The organism is Micromonospora sp. NPDC047465 (genome assembly GCF_040643125.1).
Taxonomy (GTDB): domain Bacteria; phylum Actinomycetota; class Actinomycetes; order Mycobacteriales; family Micromonosporaceae; genus Micromonospora.
Genome location: NZ_JBEYTP010000042.1, coordinates 42,680 through 59,414 on the forward strand (window position 1 = coordinate 42,680; position 16,735 = coordinate 59,414).

At 70.9% G+C, this 16,735-nt stretch carries 19 protein-coding genes and 1 pseudogene; 15 read left to right on the forward strand and 5 right to left on the reverse strand.

Annotated features, from left to right (window positions below; all coding sequences use genetic code 11):
* Positions 1–2: 2 nt before the first annotated feature.
* Genes ABZ793_RS28225 through ABZ793_RS28235 form a run of 3 tightly spaced genes read right to left on the reverse strand, consistent with a single transcriptional unit; the run spans position 3 to position 3,620 of the window.
* Positions 3–920, reverse strand: coding sequence for an ABC transporter permease (locus tag ABZ793_RS28225; protein ID WP_350710275.1), 918 nt, complete (start codon positions 918–920; stop codon positions 3–5).
* Positions 917–2,005 (reverse strand): ABC transporter permease, encoded by a 1,089-nt coding sequence (locus ABZ793_RS28230; RefSeq protein WP_357462287.1) that lies wholly within the window; start codon positions 2,003–2,005, stop codon positions 917–919. Before ABZ793_RS28230 ends, ABZ793_RS28225 begins: the two co-directional genes overlap by 4 nt.
* Before the next feature lie 7 nt (positions 2,006–2,012).
* On the reverse strand, positions 2,013–3,620 hold the full coding sequence (locus ABZ793_RS28235; RefSeq protein WP_357462290.1) for an ABC transporter substrate-binding protein: 1,608 nt from the start codon (positions 3,618–3,620) through the stop codon (positions 2,013–2,015).
* Positions 3,621–3,920: 300 nt separating this feature from the next.
* Here ABZ793_RS28235 and ABZ793_RS28240 point away from each other — a divergent pair, with 300 nt between their 5' ends.
* The 11 genes and pseudogenes from ABZ793_RS28240 (at position 3,921) to ABZ793_RS28290 (ending at position 13,038) form a co-directional block, all read left to right on the forward strand.
* Positions 3,921–4,457: a helix-turn-helix domain-containing protein gene (locus ABZ793_RS28240; protein WP_357462292.1), complete on the forward strand. Its 537-nt coding sequence runs from the start codon at positions 3,921–3,923 to the stop codon at positions 4,455–4,457.
* A gap of 73 nt (positions 4,458–4,530) precedes the next feature.
* Positions 4,531–5,451 (forward strand): dihydrodipicolinate synthase family protein, encoded by a 921-nt coding sequence (locus tag ABZ793_RS28245; protein WP_357462295.1) that lies wholly within the window; start codon positions 4,531–4,533, stop codon positions 5,449–5,451.
* Entirely contained in the window at positions 5,448–6,635 is a 1,188-nt protein-coding gene (locus ABZ793_RS28250; protein WP_357462297.1) for an FAD-dependent oxidoreductase, read from the forward strand. The genes ABZ793_RS28245 and ABZ793_RS28250 overlap by 4 nt, the downstream gene beginning before the upstream one ends.
* Before the next feature lie 43 nt (positions 6,636–6,678).
* Positions 6,679–6,939, forward strand: coding sequence for a (2Fe-2S)-binding protein (locus ABZ793_RS28255; RefSeq protein ID WP_357462300.1), 261 nt, complete (start codon positions 6,679–6,681; stop codon positions 6,937–6,939).
* Positions 6,936–8,402, forward strand: coding sequence for an NAD(P)/FAD-dependent oxidoreductase (locus ABZ793_RS28260; protein WP_357462302.1), 1,467 nt, complete (start codon positions 6,936–6,938; stop codon positions 8,400–8,402). Before ABZ793_RS28255 ends, ABZ793_RS28260 begins: the two co-directional genes overlap by 4 nt.
* Positions 8,403–8,531: 129 nt before the next feature.
* A pseudogene (locus ABZ793_RS28265) lies at positions 8,532–8,747 on the forward strand (disulfide bond formation protein DsbA); the annotation flags it as partial.
* Between the two features lie 1,278 nt (positions 8,748–10,025).
* Positions 10,026–10,322, forward strand: a complete 297-nt coding sequence (locus ABZ793_RS28270) for a helix-turn-helix domain-containing protein (RefSeq protein ID WP_357462305.1) — start codon at positions 10,026–10,028, stop codon at positions 10,320–10,322.
* A gap of 402 nt (positions 10,323–10,724) precedes the next feature.
* On the forward strand, positions 10,725–10,940 hold the full coding sequence (locus tag ABZ793_RS28275) for an ATP-binding protein (protein ID WP_357462308.1): 216 nt from the start codon (positions 10,725–10,727) through the stop codon (positions 10,938–10,940).
* 195 nt (positions 10,941–11,135) lie between these two features.
* On the forward strand, positions 11,136–11,363 hold the full coding sequence (locus ABZ793_RS28280) for an STAS domain-containing protein (protein WP_357462311.1): 228 nt from the start codon (positions 11,136–11,138) through the stop codon (positions 11,361–11,363).
* A 429-nt stretch (positions 11,364–11,792) separates the two neighbouring features.
* The gene (locus ABZ793_RS28285) at positions 11,793–11,957 is read left to right on the forward strand and encodes a hypothetical protein (protein WP_357462314.1); all 165 of its coding nucleotides are present in this window, start codon (positions 11,793–11,795) and stop codon (positions 11,955–11,957) included.
* 37 nt (positions 11,958–11,994) lie between these two features.
* Positions 11,995–13,038 carry an acyl-CoA desaturase gene (locus ABZ793_RS28290; protein ID WP_357462316.1) on the forward strand — a complete coding sequence of 348 codons (1,044 nt, stop codon included), beginning with the start codon at positions 11,995–11,997 and terminating at the stop codon, positions 13,036–13,038.
* Between the two features lie 403 nt (positions 13,039–13,441).
* On the opposite strand, the gene ABZ793_RS28295 is transcribed toward ABZ793_RS28290, so the two are convergent.
* On the reverse strand, positions 13,442–13,639 hold the full coding sequence (locus ABZ793_RS28295; protein WP_357462317.1) for a hypothetical protein: 198 nt from the start codon (positions 13,637–13,639) through the stop codon (positions 13,442–13,444).
* Positions 13,640–14,157: 518 nt separating this feature from the next.
* Between ABZ793_RS28295 and ABZ793_RS28300 the strand changes: the two genes are divergently transcribed.
* The 3 genes from ABZ793_RS28300 (at position 14,158) to ABZ793_RS28310 (ending at position 15,379) form a co-directional block, all read left to right on the forward strand.
* Positions 14,158–14,568, forward strand: a complete 411-nt coding sequence (locus ABZ793_RS28300; protein ID WP_357462320.1) for a hypothetical protein — start codon at positions 14,158–14,160, stop codon at positions 14,566–14,568.
* Entirely contained in the window at positions 14,565–14,798 is a 234-nt protein-coding gene (locus ABZ793_RS28305; protein WP_357462322.1) for a hypothetical protein, read from the forward strand. The genes ABZ793_RS28300 and ABZ793_RS28305 overlap by 4 nt, the downstream gene beginning before the upstream one ends.
* An 86-nt stretch (positions 14,799–14,884) precedes the next feature.
* Complete coding sequence (locus ABZ793_RS28310; RefSeq protein ID WP_357462324.1) at positions 14,885–15,379, forward strand: hypothetical protein; 495 nt, start codon at positions 14,885–14,887, stop codon at positions 15,377–15,379.
* Between the two features lie 105 nt (positions 15,380–15,484).
* On the opposite strand, the gene ABZ793_RS28315 is transcribed toward ABZ793_RS28310, so the two are convergent.
* Complete coding sequence (locus ABZ793_RS28315) at positions 15,485–16,084, reverse strand: hypothetical protein (RefSeq protein WP_357462326.1); 600 nt, start codon at positions 16,082–16,084, stop codon at positions 15,485–15,487.
* A gap of 187 nt (positions 16,085–16,271) precedes the next feature.
* On the opposite strand from ABZ793_RS28315, the gene ABZ793_RS28320 reads away from it, so the two are divergent.
* Positions 16,272–16,735 (forward strand): ATP-binding cassette domain-containing protein (locus ABZ793_RS28320; RefSeq protein WP_357462328.1); only part of this gene is annotated, 464 nt, incomplete at its 3' end.

Sequence of the window (16,735 nt, forward strand, 5' to 3'; positions counted from 1 at the left end):
TCTCAACGTCCCTTCGCGTAGCGGGGGTCGATCCGGTCGCGCAGCGCGTCGCCGAGCACGTTGAAGGCCATCACCACGGTGAGGATGGCCAGGCCGGGGAACACGCTGACCCACCACATGGAGAGGTCCTGCGAGCCGAGCGCCACCATCGAGCCCCACTCGGCCGCCGGCGGGCGGGGGCCGAGGCCGAGGAAGGACAGCGCGGACAGCAGCAGCACGGCGTTGCCGAGCTCCAGGGTGGCCAGCACGATCGCCGGCCCCACGCTGTTGGGCAGGACGTCGCGGCGCAGCGCGCGGACCGGCCCGATGCCGAGCAGCCGGGCGGCGCTGAGGTAGTCCTCGCCGCGCATGGTCAGCACGGCGCTGCGGATGACCCGGGCGTAGACGGGCCAGGAGACGATGACCAGCGCGAGGACGGCGTTGCGGGTGCTGGGCCCGAACGCGGCGGTCACCGCCATCGCCAGGATGATCTGCGGGAACGCGAAGACCAGGTCCGTCAGGCGCATCAGCGCCTCGTCGACGAACCGTCCCACGTAGCCGGCGACCAGGCCGAGCAGACCGCCGATCAGCAGGGCGAGCGAGACGATGGCGAGCGCGAGCGGGATCGACAGGCGGGAGCCGTGGATCACCCGGCTGAACACGTCCCGGCCGAGGGAGTCGGTGCCGAACCAGTGCGTGCCCGACGGCGGGGCGTACGCGTCCGGGCTCTGTGCCAACGGGTCGTACGGCGCGACGACCGGCGCGAACAGCGCCATCAGCAGCCACCCGCCGAGGATGACCAGGGCCGCCACGGCGATCGGCTGCCGCCAGATAGGCCGCCCGGTGGAGCGACCGCGCAGCCGGCCCAGGAAACGGCGCCGAGCCAGCGCGTCGGTCGCCTTCGGGTCGGGCGCTACGGGGTCGGGTGCGAGTGTGGTCATGACAGCCGGATCCTCGGGTCGATGAGCCCGTACAGCAGGTCGACGGCGAGGTTGACCAGCGTGTAGACCAGCGCTACGAACAGGCTGACGCCGAGGATCGCGGGCAGGTCCAGCGCCGTCGCGCTGCGGTACGCGTACTGGCCGAGGCCCGGCCAGCCGAAGATGTTCTCCACCAGCACCGTGCCGGAGAGCAGCGAGGCGAAGGCCAGACCGGAGACGGTGATCACCGGGACCAGCCCGGCCCGCAACAGGTGCCGGCGGAACACCACCCGGGCGGGCAGGCCCTTGGCGTACGCGGCCCGGATGTAGTCCTGCTGGAGCACCTCCAGCATGGACGAGCGGACGAACCGGACCAGCATCGCCACGGTCAGGCTGGTCAGCACGAGCACCGGCAGGACCAGGTGCTGGGCGGCGTCCCAGGCGACGTCCCACTGACCGGCGAGGGCGGCGTCGACGGTGTACATCCCGGTCACCGTCGGCGGCGGGCTGAAGTCGGTGGAGAGCCGGCCGCCGCTGGGCGCCAGGCCGAGCTGGTAGAAGAACACGTAGAGCACGACGAGCGACAGCCAGAACGGCGGGGTGGACAGGCCGAGCAGCGCGCCGACGCGGATCAGCTGGTCGGTGATCCGGCCGTTGCGGACGGCGGCGAGCATGCCGATCCCGGTGCCGATCAGCAGCGCCAGCACCATGGTGGGGATGGCCAGTTCCATGGTCGCCGGCACGTACTGCAACAGGTCGTCGGTCACGGTGCGGCCGGTCTGCTGGGAGATGCCGAGGTCGCCCGTCAGCAGGTTGCCCAGGTACTGGAGGTACTGCACGTACAGCGGCTGGTCCAGGCCCCACTTCTCGCGGAACGCGGCCACCGTCGCGGGGTCGTTGAGCGCCTGGTCGGAGAGGTTGGCCGTGACCGGGTCGCCGGGCACCACGGTGACCAGGCCGAACGTCACGATCGTGACGCCCAGCAGCAGGCCTGCCGTGATCGCCACCCGCTTGGCCAGGAACACCAGCAGCGACCGGTGCGGCCGAGGCCGGGACGCGGTCGTGGTGACCGCGCCCGGCTCGGCGTCGTCGACTGTCGTTGTCATGAGATGGTTACTCCCGGCCGACGGCGGCCAGGTCGACCTGCCAGCCCGCGGCGGTGTAGTCGGTGCCGGTCAGGTCGCTGCTCGCCACGACGGTGGAGGAGTTGTTGGCCAGGACGACGTACGGCGAGGCGGCGTTCATCGCCCGCTGCCACTCCTGCATGGCGGTGGCCCGGGCGGCCAGGTCGAGGGTCTCGGTGACCTTCTTGCCGGCGGCCACGACGGCCGGGTCGGCCCGCTCCACCGTCCAGCCCGAGCGCAGCGCGGTGGCCTGGCCGGGGGACATGTTGTTGATCAGCGAGTCGGCGACCGGGTAGTTGAGGCTCTGCGGGGTGAACCCGAGCGCCATCTTGCCCGTACGCATCTCGTCGAGGAACGTGGTCAGCGGCTGCGGGGTCAGCTCCAGCTTGATGCCGGCCTCGGCGGCGTCGCCCTGCACCTTGGTCGCCACCGTGCCCAGGTCGACGCCCTTGTACGTGATGGCCGGGTAGTTGAACTTGACGGTGGGGTTGGTCAGCCCCGCCTCGGCGAGCAACGCCTTGGCCTTCGCCACGTCACGCTTCGACTCCTCGCCGGCGGGCAGCGCGCCCGGGTAGGCCGGGGCCACCAGCCCGGCGCCGGGGGCGGCGCCCTTGCCGTACAGCCCGGCGATGCCCTGGTAGTCGATGGAGGCCCGCAGCGCCTGGTTGAACTTCGCGTTCGAGGTGACCCCGGAGACGGCCGGGTCGGCGTTGAGGAAGAGGAAGTAGACGGTGTCCTGCATGGCGGAGGTCTTCAGCGTGTCCGGCAGCCCCTCCAGCAGCTTGCCGGAGATGTCCAGCGCGATCTCGGAGCCGCCGGCCCGCTGCATGGTCAGCTTCTGGGTCTGCACGTCCATGTTGCGCAGCACGACCCGGCCGAACTCTGGCTTGGTGCCCCAGTAGTTGGGGTTGGCCTCCAGCACCACCTGCGCCGACGGGTCGTACGACTTCAGCACGTACGGGCCGCTGCCGATGGAGTTCTTGTCGAGGTACTGCTGGGCGGTGTCGGTCTTCGCGGCGTCCGCGGCGTCCGTCGCGCCGTTCTCCTTGGCGACCTTGGAGTTGACCACGCCGGTCGAGGGCATCGCGAGGACCACAGGGATGTTCGGGTCGGCGGTCGCCGAGGTGACCACCACGGTCCGCTCGTCGGTCTTGGCGACCGTGAGGCCGCTGACCATGACTGCCGGGCTGGCCTTGACGTTCTTGAGCCGGTTGAGGGAGAAGACCACGTCGTCGGCGGTCAGCGGGCTGCCGTCGGAGAACTTCACCCCCTCGCGGAGCTTGAAGGTGAAGGTCTTCGCGTCGGCGGAGGCCTCGTACGACTCGGCCAGCGCCGGGACGGGCTTGCTGACGTCCGAGCCCTTGAAGGTCAGCAGGGTGTCGTAGAGGGAGTGCACGGCGGTGAGGCCGGTCGCCTCGTAGATCCGGCCGGGGTCGAGCGTCTTGAGGACGAACGAGGTGTTGACGGTGAGGGTCTTGGCCGAACCACCGTTACCGTTTCCTCCGCTGCCGCCCGCGCTGCACGCGGTGCTGGAGGCTGTGACCAGCGCCGCCAGAGCGATTGCTCCGACGCGGAGCCGGCGAGGGGACACCGACATGCTGTTCCTACCTTCGTATGGGCCGGCCCGCGCGGGACGGGCTCTGGGGGTTGTCGCGCCGACGTCGCCGGTGACGCCGAGGTCGGGGGCCGGTGCCAACCGATGGCGGCTCGCGGGGCTTCGCCCGTAGACCGTCATGAGGTTGGATGTATCCGGACGGGAGTCCTGTCCGGTTCGTGCCCCGACGTCGCTTGTCTAGTTACGCCAAACACGTTCGCCTTGTGTTTGACCATGCTAGACAGGGGCGTATAGTTGCGTCAAACATTTCTAGCCACACTGTTTTGGAACGAGGAAAGACGCATGCTCGGTGACCAGCTCCGCGACCTGCGCCAGCAGCACTCCCTCACGCTGCGCCAGCTCGCGGCCGCGGCCGACGTCTCGCCCGCCCTGCTCAGCCAGATCGAGAACGGCGCCACAGACCCCAGCCTGGCCACCCTGCGTAAGCTCGCCAAGGTCTTCGACACCTCCATCGCGGCGCTGTTCTCCGAGCCGGACGCGCCGCTGGTGCACATCAGCCGGCCCGGCTCGCGGACCCGGCTCGCCGCTCCCCCCGGGCAGATCGCCTACGACCGGCTCACCCCGGGGCGGGGCGACCTGGAGGTGCTCGAAGCCGAGCTGGCGCCCGGCGACTCCAGCTCCGGCGAGCCGTGGGCGCACCCCTCGACCGAGTGCGCGATCGCCGTCACCGGCGAGGTCGTCGCCGAGATCGGTGGCGAGAAGTACGTGCTGAGCACCGGCGAGGCGATCACCTTCGACTCCCGGCTGCCCCACCTCTACCGCAACGCCAGCGACCAGCGGGCCCGGCTCATCATCGCGGTCACCCCGCCTACCCCCTGACCCACCCGGCACGTCACCCGGCCCGCGTCGCGCACGCGGGCGGTACGACGCCGCCCGTCGAAAGGACCCCGCAGTGGACCGCGACAGCGTCGACTGGTTCGGCTACCTGCCGGCCGTCACCACCCCGTTCACCGCCACCGGCGAGCTGGACCTCGCCGCCTGGCGCGTCCAACTGGACTGGCTCGCCGCCGAGCGGCTGCACGGGATCATCGTCGGGGGCACCACGGGCGAGTGGTTCAGCCTCACCGAACAGGAACGCGCCGCGCTGTTCCGGACGGCCGCCGAACGGGTCGGCGACCGCCTCACGGTGCTCGGCGGCTGCAACGCGTACACGCCGGCGGAGGCGATCCGGCACGCCGAGGCCGCCCGGGACGCCGGCCTGCACGGCATCCTGCTCACCCCGCCGCCGTACGTGGTGCCCACCCGGTCGGAGATCGTGGCCTTCTACCGGACCGTCTCCGAGGCGGTCGACCTGCCGCTCTGCGTCTACAACTGGCCCCGTGGCACCGGCGTCGACCTGGACGCCGACCTGCTGTCGGAGCTGAGCGGGCTGGACACCGTGGTGGCGGTCAAGAACTCCACCCCGGACTTCGGCGGATTCGTCCGCAGCCTCGTCGCCCTGCGCCACCGCGTGCGCTACTTCGGCATCCCCACCAACGAGGTCGGCATCGAGCTGATGACCACGATCGGTGGCGACGGGCTGATGGGAGCCGGCGCCGTGCTCGGCGCCGACCACCCCGACTTCTTCCGCGCCCTGCGCGCCGGGGACCTCGACCGGGCCCGGGTCCTCGGCGCCCGCGACCGGGTGATCATGGAGGACTGGTTCGGGCCGGACTACGGCGCCCGGTTCGGCAACGCGCAGGCGATCATGAAGTACGCGCTCACCCTGCGCGGCGTACCGGCCGGTCACGTCCGCGCGCCGCTGCTCCCGCTGACCCCCGCCGAACAGGACCGCGTCCGGGCCACCATGACCCAGCTCGACCTGCTCCCATGACTTCGTACGACACGGCGGTCATCGGCGGCGGTCTGCTCGGCTGCGCGACCGCCTGGCACCTGGCCCGCGCCGGCAACCGGGTCCTGCTCGTCGAGAAGGACCAGGTCAACCGGCACGCCTCCGGGCAGAACGCGGGCAGCCTCCACTTCCAGCTGGAGTTCCGGATGGTCGAGCACGGCGACGACGGGGCCCGCGCGGCGGCCCGCGCGCTCCCGCTGCACCTGGACGCCATGCGGGCCTGGGCCACCGTCGAGGACGAGCTCGGTGAGCGATGCGGGGTGTCCCGCACCGGCGGGCTGATGCTCGCCGAGACCCCGGCGGAGATCGCCGTGCTGGACCGGAAGGCCGCCCTGGAACGCGAGTACGGCCTCGACGTCGCCGTGCTCTCCGGCCCGGAGCTGCGCCGGTTCGCGCCGTACCTGGCGGACACCGTGCTCGCCGCCGGTCACGTGCCCGGCGAGGGCAAGGCCAACCCCCGGCTGGTCACCCCGGCGCTGGCCCGGGCCGCCGGCCGGTACGGCGCCGTGCTGCGTACCGGCTGCCGGGTCACCGGGCTGCACCGGCGCGGCCGGCACTGGGAACTGCGCACAGTGACCGGGCCCGGGGACACCGCCGGGGAGACCCACCTGACCGACACGGTGGTACTCGCCGGCGGGGTCTGGACCGCCGAGCTGGCCTCGATGGCCGACGTCCGGCTGCCGGTCTTCCCGGTCGGGCTGACGATGAGCGCCACCGCCCGCAGCCGGCCGTTCCTGCCGCACCTGATCCAGCACGTCGGCCGGCGGCTGTCGATGAAGCAGACCGAGGACGGCAACGTGCTGATCGGTGGCGGATGGCCGGCCAAGCTGGTCAGCCGGGCTGGACAGGTCGACCTGGAGACCAACCCGGAGTTGCGGTACGAGTCGCTGGTCGGCAACGCCGACGCCGCCCGGGTGGTCCCGGCGGTGTTCGACCTGCCGGTGATCCGGACGTGGACGGGCATGACCACGCTCACCCCGGACCACCTGCCGTTGCTCGGCGCGATCCCGCGCCGGCCCGGACTGTTCGTCGCCACCGGCGGCTCGGCCTTCACCCTCGGCCTCACCTACGCCCGGCTCCTCGCCGGCATGGTCGTGACCGGCGAGACCGACCGGTCGATCGAGGACTACTCACCCTCCCGCTTCGGAGCGCTGAACTTTGTCTGAACACCGCCCGTCGAACCCTCCGGACAAGCCGAGGCGCACCCCGATGGGCCGACCCGAGCCGGTCACCATCGAGGTGGACGGGCGGACCGTTCCCGCCCACCCGGGCGAGTCGCTGGCCACCGCCTTGCTCGCCGCCGGTGAGCGGTCCGTCGGCACCACGCGCGGCGGTGCCCGCCGGGCGCCCTACTGCAACATGGGGATCTGCTTCGAGTGCGTCGTGACGGTGGACGACGTGCCCTGCCAGCGTTCCTGCCTGATCCGGGTGCGGGCCGGCATGCGGGTCCGCACGGCGGTGCCCCGGTGAGCGCGCCCGACGTGGTGGTGGTCGGCGCCGGCCCAGCCGGGCTGGCCGCCGCCGCCACCCTCGGCCGGCACGGCGCCGCCGTCACCGTCGTCGACGAGCAGGAGCAGCCGGGCGGGCAGATCTACCGCCAACCGCCGGCCGGGTTCACCCCGCCGGCCGGATCGTCCTCCGCCGGTCGGGCGCTCCTGGCCGAGGCCACCGCCGCTCCCGGCGTCCGGTGGCTCGCCGACACCACGGTGTGGGGCGTCCTCGGCACCCGGGCCGGCCTCGACGGGTACGCCGGCGACCAGCCCCCGCCGGGCCGCTACCGGGTCGCCACGCACGGTCCGGCCGGGGTCCGCCTGCTCGAACCCCGGGCGGTGCTGCTCACCGCCGGCGCGTACGACCTGCCGGTGCCGTTTCCGGGCTGGACCCTGCCGGGAGTGCTCACGGCGGGCGGTGTGCAGACGTTCGTCAAGGCACAGGGCCTGCTGCCGGGCGGCCGGTTCGTCCTAGCCGGGGGCCACCCGCTGCTGCTGGTCGTGGCCGCCCAACTGGTTCGGGCCGGCGCCCGGGTGGTCGAGGTCGCGCTGATCCAGCGCCGCCGCGACCTCCTGCCCGGACCGGCCGGGCTGGCCGCCGTGGCGGGCGCGGGAGGCAAGATCGCCGAGGGTGTCGACGCGCTGCGCGTCCTACACCGGGCGGGCGTGCCCGTCCGGTTCGGCACGGTGGTCCGCCGCGCCGCCGGCGACCCGGACCTGACCACGGTGACCCTCGCCGAGGTCGGACCCACGGGGCTGCCGGTGCCCGGGACCGACCGGGACGTTCCCTGCGACGTGCTGGCGCTGGGGTACGGCTTCGTCCCCTCCGTCGAGCTGGCCCGGCAGGCCGGTTGCGCGGTGACCTGGGATTCCCCCGCAGGCGGCTGGGTGGTGCGGCACGACGAGTGGCTGCGGACCTCGGTGCCTCAGATCGCGGTGGCCGGCGAGCTGACCGGCGTCGCGGGTGCCGAGCAGGCGGAGGTCGAGGGCCGGCTCGCCGCCCTCGGCGTGCTGCGCGACCTGGGGCTGCTCGACGAGCACCGGGCCGTCACGCTGGCCCGCCCGGTCCGCCGGGAGCTGCGCCGCCGGCGACGCTTCGTCACGCAGGTGCTCGACCGGTTCGCGCCGGACCGGGCGGCCCTGGGCAGCCTGGTCACCGACGACACCGTGCTCTGCCGGTGCGAGGAGGTGCGGGCCGGCGACGTGCGCCGCGCGCTGCGGGCCAATCCGCACCTCGGCACCGCGAACGCCGTGAAGCTGGTGACCCGCGCCGGGATGGGCCTGTGCCAGGGGCGGTCCTGCCAGCCGGGCCTCTGCCAGCTCATCTCCACGCTGACCGGCCGGGGGCCGGAACAGGTCGGCGCGTTCACCGCTCAGGCGCCGGTCAAGCCCGTCCCGCTGCGCGCCCTCGCGGTCGGCGACGAACCGCCCGCCGCGGACTGACCGAGGATCGGCCCAGTCGACGCGGCGCAGATCGGCCCTGCCATCGGGCCGATCGGGCCGTCAGGCTCGCGGGGACGCTTCCCGCGACCGCTGAAGGGCTGGAGCTTTCGCCATGACGACCGCTGACATGTGCCGCGCTGCCCGTGGGCCTGGAACGCCTCCCGCTGGCTGCTGGAGGTGGAACGGGTCCGCCCGGTGACCGTGCGCTTCCACGTGATGAGCCTGTCCGTGCTCAACGATGGCCGTGACGGGTCGCAGGAGTGGTACCGGGAGTGGCTCAGGCCCGGCATGGGCCCGGTACGGGTGGCGATCGCCGCCGAGCAGAAGCATGGCAACGAGGCGCTGTAGCTCCACCCGTCGCCGGTCAAGCCGGCAGAGATCTACTTGTCGTGGAGGGGGCTCTGGTGCACGCGTTCCGGTGCGGCGCTGTGCTGCCGGATGGGCCGCTGCGGGGAAAACGGGTTCGGGCGGGTTTGTTAGCGCGGGCAGGATGGCGGGGTGATCTGGGGGACACGGGTTCAGCCACCGGTGCTGGAGGAGGGCGGGCCGCTCGGCGCGGTGCGCCGCGCGGTCGACGCTGCTGCCGCAGACGGGTGGGAGGCGTTGAACCCTCTGGTCGAGGTGCTGCTTGAGGCCGACGCTGCTGGTCCAGGTTTGCTGGCCCTTGCGTCGGGAGTTAGTCAGTACACCGGCACTCGCCCATGGCGATGTCCTTGGCCTGTTCGATCACGGCCCGGCTGTCCACGGCCGGGTGTGGTGATCGTCGCCAGCCCCGATGCCCCGAGCCCCAGGAACGCGGGCGGGAGCATGGCCGTCGCGGCGACGCCGACATGAACACGGCGATGGCGAGGAATGCGTGGGCCGTACCCGCCGGCGAGGGCCTCCGGAGTGCTGCGTCGTGGGCGGCGAGCGCGACCAACGCGGCCGGCCTGGGTTCCTCCTCGACCGTGCGGCGGTGTTCATCGGCTGGTGGGCGGCATCGGCGTCGGGTCGTTGTCGCCACGGCTCTCGCCATGCTTGCTCGACGGGCCAGTCACTCTGATGACCGGAGGCCAGAAAATCTAGGCTGGAACGACTAGACATCTTCTGTGGCATGGAATAGTCTTCTTTCAGTCGAGAGGAAAGATCCGTCAAGACGCAGACGGGCCGCCCGGCCGTGGGGTCACGACGGGCGGCGAGGAGAGGAACATTCTTCACCGTTCCCTCCCGAGAGGCAGTAGGAGCACGTCAGTCCCGGCGTGATACGCGCCGGGGTGCAGGTGGGGCCAAGGCTCTTTTGGGGCTTCACCTGATGTTCGCCGTACGTGTAGGGGCCATGAAGTCGCGTGGGCTCCGGCACCGGTGGACCGTACGACAGCAAGGGGAAGAAGTAGCAGAGGAAAGGGAGGGCCGTACACCGTTGGATCGCCCGCCGTCGGCCGTCATGTCAGGCCGGGCGGACACCGCAGTTTCCATCGAACGAGAGGTGGTCTCCGGTCACGCTTATGCGATCCCCGCACCCGAAGCCGTCAGTTGCGGCTGGTGCGGATACGACAAGCCGACGTTCCTGTCGGCAGATGGTGTTCTGACCCGTAACCCTGGGCCCCGGCGCTTACGCGCCGGGGCCCTCGACGTGGAGGTGACATGGGGCAAAACCCCGATGACATGTTCGGCGACGAGAACTACCCGGCCTACACCATCGGCCAGGCCGCGGAGATGCTCAGCACCACGCAGGACTTCCTGCGCCGCCTGGACGAGGCGAAATTGATCAACCCGCACCGCTCTACCGGCGGGCACCGCCGCTACTCCCGCTACCAACTGCGCCTGGCAGCCCGGGCCCGGGAAATGGTCGACCAGGGCACCGCCCTGGAGGCCGCCTGCCGGATCATCATCTTGGAAGACCAACTCGAGGAAGCCCTTCGGCAGAACGAGAAGCAGTAGCGTGGGCCGCAGCGGCAGGACCGGCCGGCCCGCTCTCGTGTGAGGTCGTCGACGGGCAGTGAGCCGGCCGGCCCGCCAGAGCGAAGCCCCGTCCCCGCCTCGGTCCTGGCAGCCTGTACTCCCGCTCGTCGCACCTCTTCACATCCCGGCCGGCGGCCGGGATGCTGTGCGAGACCGGCAGTCCGAGGTGCCGCCATCGGACGCCGGCCGCCGTGCCCGGGCACGGCGGATCGGCGGCATGTAGCGTCCGACCATGGGCAGCTGCGGAACGGGCGACGTGGGTGCCGGGTGGAACACCTCTCATGCCGCCGACGAAGTGGCGTTGTCGGAAGAGATCACCGCTGCACGGGTGACCACGCGCTGCGTCACGCGGTCGCCGCAGCAGCTCGTTCGGCAGGTCTGGTGGGCCACGGGCTGGAGGACTTCGTGTTGGCGGCGCACGAGTTGGTCACCAATGTGGTGCGCCATGGCGGGGGCAGCGGCGAGGTGCGTCTGTGGCAGCACCACGACATGCTGACCTGCCAAGTCAGAGACAACGGGCCTGGGTTGGGTGAGATGGCCGTCGCCCTGCCGTCGCCCGGGGACTGTGGCTGGCACAGCAGCTCACCGAAGGACTGATGATCGACAACTCCGGACAGGGAACGAACGCCTCGGTGACAGCGCGGCTGTCCGCCCGATCGACCGTGAACGAGGGACGGTGACAGTGGTCCCGGAGCAGACCTGGCACTAACGTGTCGACGCCGGTGCCGATTGTAGTGTCGTGGCGCTGTCCGGTGAGATCGACATGTCGGGCGCCGACCGGCTCGACGACCTGTGCACGAGACGATCGCCCAGGTCGGGACGGTGGAGGTGGACCTGGCGGGGTTGACCTTCATCGACTCCACCGTGATCAGCACCCTGGTCGGCGCGCACCACGCGGCCAGCCGGGGAGTGGACCTTACCCTGGTCAACGCCGCTGGGCAGGTCCGCCGGGTCCTCGACATGACCGGCATCATGCAGATGCTGGGCCGGGTAGCAGAGCTGCCACCCGTCGCGATCTGAGCGCGTGGGGCTGGGGGTTGCACCCGTGCCTGCGTCGTGGCCTCCTCGACGAGGTTGCGCGCCAGTCGGCGGGTCTCGGGGGTCACCTCCCCGCGCTGTTCCACAACCTGGTGCGACACCCGGCCACCGGCCCGTGCCGCGTCGTGGCCGACGCCGACGGCTGCGTCCCGGGCCTGACCGGCCTTGCGGCCCGGCCCGCCCGGGCAATGTTCCCCGCTCGTCATCCGTTCTCCCCTCGTCGGTCAGGCCCGTGGAGGCGGCACGGGCGCTACCCCCGCCTACCGGCTCCATGCCACGCCGACAGCGGGTCCCGGTGGCGCTCGGCCGCAATCCGCGCAATGCACCCTAGCCGGCCCGACGATCGGGCCAGACTGAACGTGAAGAGGCACGAGAGTCAGCCGGAAACGGCCGGCCAGGAGGGAGTGCACCGTGACGTCGGGTTCGGTGAGCGAACGGATCAAGGGCCTGATCAACAGCCCGCGGGGGCGTGACCTGATGCGGCGTGGCCGCCGCCAGGCGGCCGAACCCGGCATGCAGCAGAAGCTTCAACAGCTCATGGCCCGGCTGACCGGCTGGTCGGGCCGGCGTCGCTGAGACAGCCGGCGGACGAGGGCGAACGGGAGCAGTCAGCATGAGCGACACCAGCCTTGGCGCCGACCGCCAGCGGGGCAGCGACTACGCCGACCTGTCCCGGCAGGTCCGCGCGGCGGGTCTGCTCGGGCGGCGGCGGGGCTACTACGCGGTGCGCATCGGTCTCGTCGTGGGTTCCTTCGCCGGACTGTGGGCACTGTTCGCCTGGTTGGGTCAATCGTGGTGGCAGTTGGGTGTCGCGGTGGCCCTCGCGGTGGTCTTCGCCCAGGCCGGGTTCGTCGGCCACGACGCGGGACACCGGCAGATAGCCCGCTCGCGCCGGGCAAACGACCTGATCGGCTTGGTGCACGGCAACCTCCTCACCGGGATTAGCTACGGCTGGTGGCTGGACAAGCACAACCGGCACCACGCCCACCCGAACACCGAAGGCAAGGACCCCGACATCACCGTGGCGCCCCTGTCCTTCACCACCGACCAGGCCAGCCGACGGCGTGGCGTCGGCGCACTGGTGACGTGCTACCAGGCGTACCTGTTCTTCCCGCTGCTCCTGCTGGAAGGCCTGCACCTGCACGCCAACAGCGTGCGGGCCGTCCTCGGCCCGCGCCGCGTCCCCCGCCGGCCCGCCGAAGCCGGACTACTGACCCTGCACCTGGGCGGCTACCTCGCCGCCGTGCTCCTCGTCCTGAGCCCCGCGCAGGCGATCGCGTTCATCCTCGTCAACCAGGGTGTGCTCGGTCTCTACCTCGGCTGCTCCTTCGCCCCCAACCACAAGGGCATGCCCATCCTCGGCGCCGAGGACACCGTCGACTACCTGCGGCGGCAGGTCCTCACCTCCCGCAACGTGTGCGGCGGGCTGTTCGTCGACACCATGCTCGGCGGCCTGAACTACCAGATCGAACACCACCTGTTCCCCAGCATGCCGTGTCCCAACCTGCGCCATGCCCGGCCATTGATCCGGCGGTTCTGCGCCGAGCACGACATTGACTACCACGAAACCACCCTGGGCCGCTCCTGGGCAGAGGCACTACGCCACCTGCACCACATCGGATCCCGCGAACCGCGAACGGACGTCACCGTTCGCTGACGCTGCCACGCCGCCTCGATGACAGCGTGAGCGGGGCGCTGGTCGTCGATGTTCCCCACGTACCTCGTCGGCCCGGTCCCCGCAGGTGTCCGCCGGTGGCGGCGCGGCCGGATCGCCGCGCTGATCGGCCCGGTCGGTCGCTCCTCGATCCCGGCCTGCCAGCCGACGGTGGGCTGGGTGCCCGGCGGGCGTCCGGTCGGGAGTCTGCTCGCCTCCGGGACGACGGGCCAGGTATCGGCCGACGGTATTGAACACGGCGAGCAGCGGTACGGCCACCAGACCGCCGGCGATTCCGGAGACAAGGACGCCGGTGGCAATCGCGAGGATCACGGCGAGCCAATGCAGGGCCACCACACGCCCCATGATCAACGACTGGAGCGCACGTGTCCTCCGACCTGCGGGATCAGACGCGCTGCTCCGGGTTGTCGCCCCCAGTTGCCGTCGGCCGCAGCGATGGACGGGCCGGGTTCACCGCGAACGGATGGCGTAGTCGCCGCATCGCCTCCTCGCTGCCGTCGAAAGTCATGCCCGGGTCGTCGAGCCCGTCGGCGGCCGGCATGGCGAGAAACAACGCCGGACGATCATTGCCGTTCAGAATCATGCAGCAGTCCGAATCTTCGGGAGAGGAGTGCCTTGGGTCGCGGGCAATTCTTGCCACGCCGTCTTCGTGACAGGCCCGCGTTCGCGCTGGCACCCGGTGGCGGTGCCTGGATCGCGGGCGACCGCCCGGCGACACACACTGCACCATACCTGGCGTCGCCATCCGTCGTGCGCCGCAGCACACTGTTGGAGCTTTGTCGGGTGGACATCGTTCGCGACAACCAGGCATGGTTTCTCATCACGCTGCTGACCATCGGCTACCCGGGTAGCCGGGGTCTGGCCAAGGCCGGTAGCAACTGGCGCAGCAGGACTGGTCGCTGGCGTACCCCGACGCGGGCAGCCGTCCGAGCGCGAAAGCCCTGCAAGGGCACGCACGGCGGCTTGTCTTTCGCCGAACCCGCATTGGGGTGTAGCACAACCAGGAATCGAGATGCGCCGTAGATGTCGGCTCCGCCTGAAACTGGCTCTGGCACACATTTTGTGAGTCGTGCTCGTCGGTAGTTCGGGTTGGGTTCCCGGATGGAGATCATCTTGGCGTTGCTGCCGCATCTGGTTGGTCTGCGGCTGGAAGCGGTGGTGGTGCGGGGCATCGGGGTCAGGATCGACGCGGCGACGAGGACGGTGCGGGCCGCATACGTAGCCTGCGGCGCCTGGTCGACCACGATGCATGACCGATATGTACGGCGGTTGGCCGATATCAGGTTGGGCGGCCATGAGGTGCTGGTCGCTTTGACTGTCCGGAGGTTCACCTGCGTCAACAGCAACTGCCGGCGGCGGACGTTCGTCGAGCAGGTGCCGGGGCTGACCCGGGGCGGTATGCGCGTCACACGGTGCCGGCGGCGGGTGATCTGGAGGCGGTCGCGGTGGCGTTGGGTGGTCGGCCGGGCAGCCGGTTGGCGCATCGGTTGGCGGTGTCGGTGTCGCGGATGACGTTGATCCGGATGTGCGGCATCCACCCGCACCAGGCGGTGCTCCTGGCGGCGATCCCGGCCCGCGATCTGCTCATCGTGCACCAGGGGCTGCTGAAGAACGCGCCGATCCTGGGCACCGAGTACCACTACCGCAGCAGCGACGGGACAGTGCTGGTCCGAGCCACAGGACGGGCGAAGCCAACAGCCGCGAAGAAGATCGAGCAGGCGGTCGCCCAGCTGTCGGAATAGCCGAGGCTCATTACCTACCGGCAGTTGGCACGGGCGCGGATGCGCGGCTGGCTTTGATGGCGGTGGCAGGTGCTATCGATGCCGCCGTGACCGACGACGAGATCATCCAGCGGATCCGCGAGCAGACGCCGGCCGGCAAGCTGCCACCACCCGCGCCACCTGAGGCCGTGGCTGAACTCGAAGCTGCGGTCGGGCATTCGATGCCTGCGCTGCTCAAGCGGATCTACCTCGAAGTCGCCGACGGCGGGTTCGGCCGCGGGGGTGAGGCCTTGTCCCTCACCGACACGACCTACAGCTTCAGCGACAGCGAGCGGCTGTTGGTGGAGTACTTGGGGTGGTGCCGGCGCCCCAACCATCCTGCCTCGGTCGTTCCCTTGTTGGCTTGGGGCTGCGCGATCTGGTCGCTGGTCGACTTCAGCACGCCGGACGGCCGGATGTGGGGGTGGGATCCGAACGTCCGTTGCCTTGAGCATGCGCTGTTTCCCGAAGATTTCACGCTGGCTGATCGGCTGTGCGGCTGGCTGGACGAACGCGAGGACTTCCCCGAAGCGCCGACACCGGTCGGATGCCCACACTGTTGAGGGTGCGCTCCGCGACTTGGCGTGCGGCGTCCAGTGACACGTATTCCACCTCGGTCCTGCCGGCCCAACTGTGGTTATCGCCAGCAAAGGCGTGACGTTGGAGTATTAGCGGACCGGGTTTTCCAGTTGTGATCGGATCTGGCGGAAGTCGTCGGCTCGGCTCTGCGCTGCGGGGAATCCGATGAAGGTCACCAGCGCGACGGTGTGATTGTCGGCCCAGCCGCAGGCTTCGACGTGGATGCCCTTGTTTTGGCCGGTGCCGCAGCGGGCTTCGCCGCCGAGCGGGCCAGGCGCGGTGGGGGCGACCGTGGTGAGGCGGGTCAGGTTGGCGAAGGTGGCGTCGAGTGAGGCCGTGGGGTCGCTGACGGTGCCGGACACTCCACTGATGAGGACGGTGCTGCCTCCGGCTGGTCGGTACCAGCCGCGCTCCGGCGAGTACTCGCCTTCCCAGGTGACGTAGGCGGTGCTGATGGCGCTGGTCGGTTGACCGCTGAGCAGCTTCTTGAGGCTTCCCATGTTCTGCTGGGCGGTCTCGAGCAGTGATCGGTCGACCGATTCGGGCCAGCGGTCCAGCAGCCGTTTCGGCTTGTCCAGTCGCATGGCAGTGGTGGTGGGGGACAGGGCCGGCTGCGCCTCTGACTTGCGGGTATCGCCGGGTCGTGTGCATCCGGTCGCGGCGAGCAGCCCGGTCAGGAGCACGACCACGACGCCAGTCAGCCGCCTGCGGGCGCCGTTCGCTCTTGTACTCGTCATACCGTGCATCCCGTCCCCGTCTCGGCCGGCAGCACCGTACACCAGATGATCGTCGCGTTGGCTTCGGTGGTTCAGAAGTAGGGGTGTTCGCGGTCTCTCAACCTGGGCGAATGAACTCATCATTGACACCGCCGGCAGGGTGCAGAACCAGATCGCCCGACGGGTACGCGCCGCCGGCCGCCGGCTCGACGACCTCGAACGTGCCGCCGTCGCGTCACCACCCGAACCGCTGCGGTTCCGCGCCACCGCGCTCGCCACCGCCACCGCCACCGCCACCGCCGACGGGACCCTCGTCAGCCTGCGTCACGTGCGGATACCCGGCCGACTCACCCTCGACCGTCTCGACCTCGCCGCCACCGACCGGCTGCTGGTCACCGGCGCCAACGGTGCGGGCAAGTCCACGCTCCTCGCCGTCCTCGCCGGCCGGCTGGACCTGGCCGGTCACGTCCGGCGCCGCCCCGACCTGCGCATCGGCGTTCTGACCCAGGACACGGTGTTCGACCGGCCAGAGCGCACCGCCGAGGAGATCTACGCCGACGTCCTGGGCCGTGTGCGCGCCGACGCCGTACCGCTGGACGACCTCGGCCTGCTCACCGCCGCCGA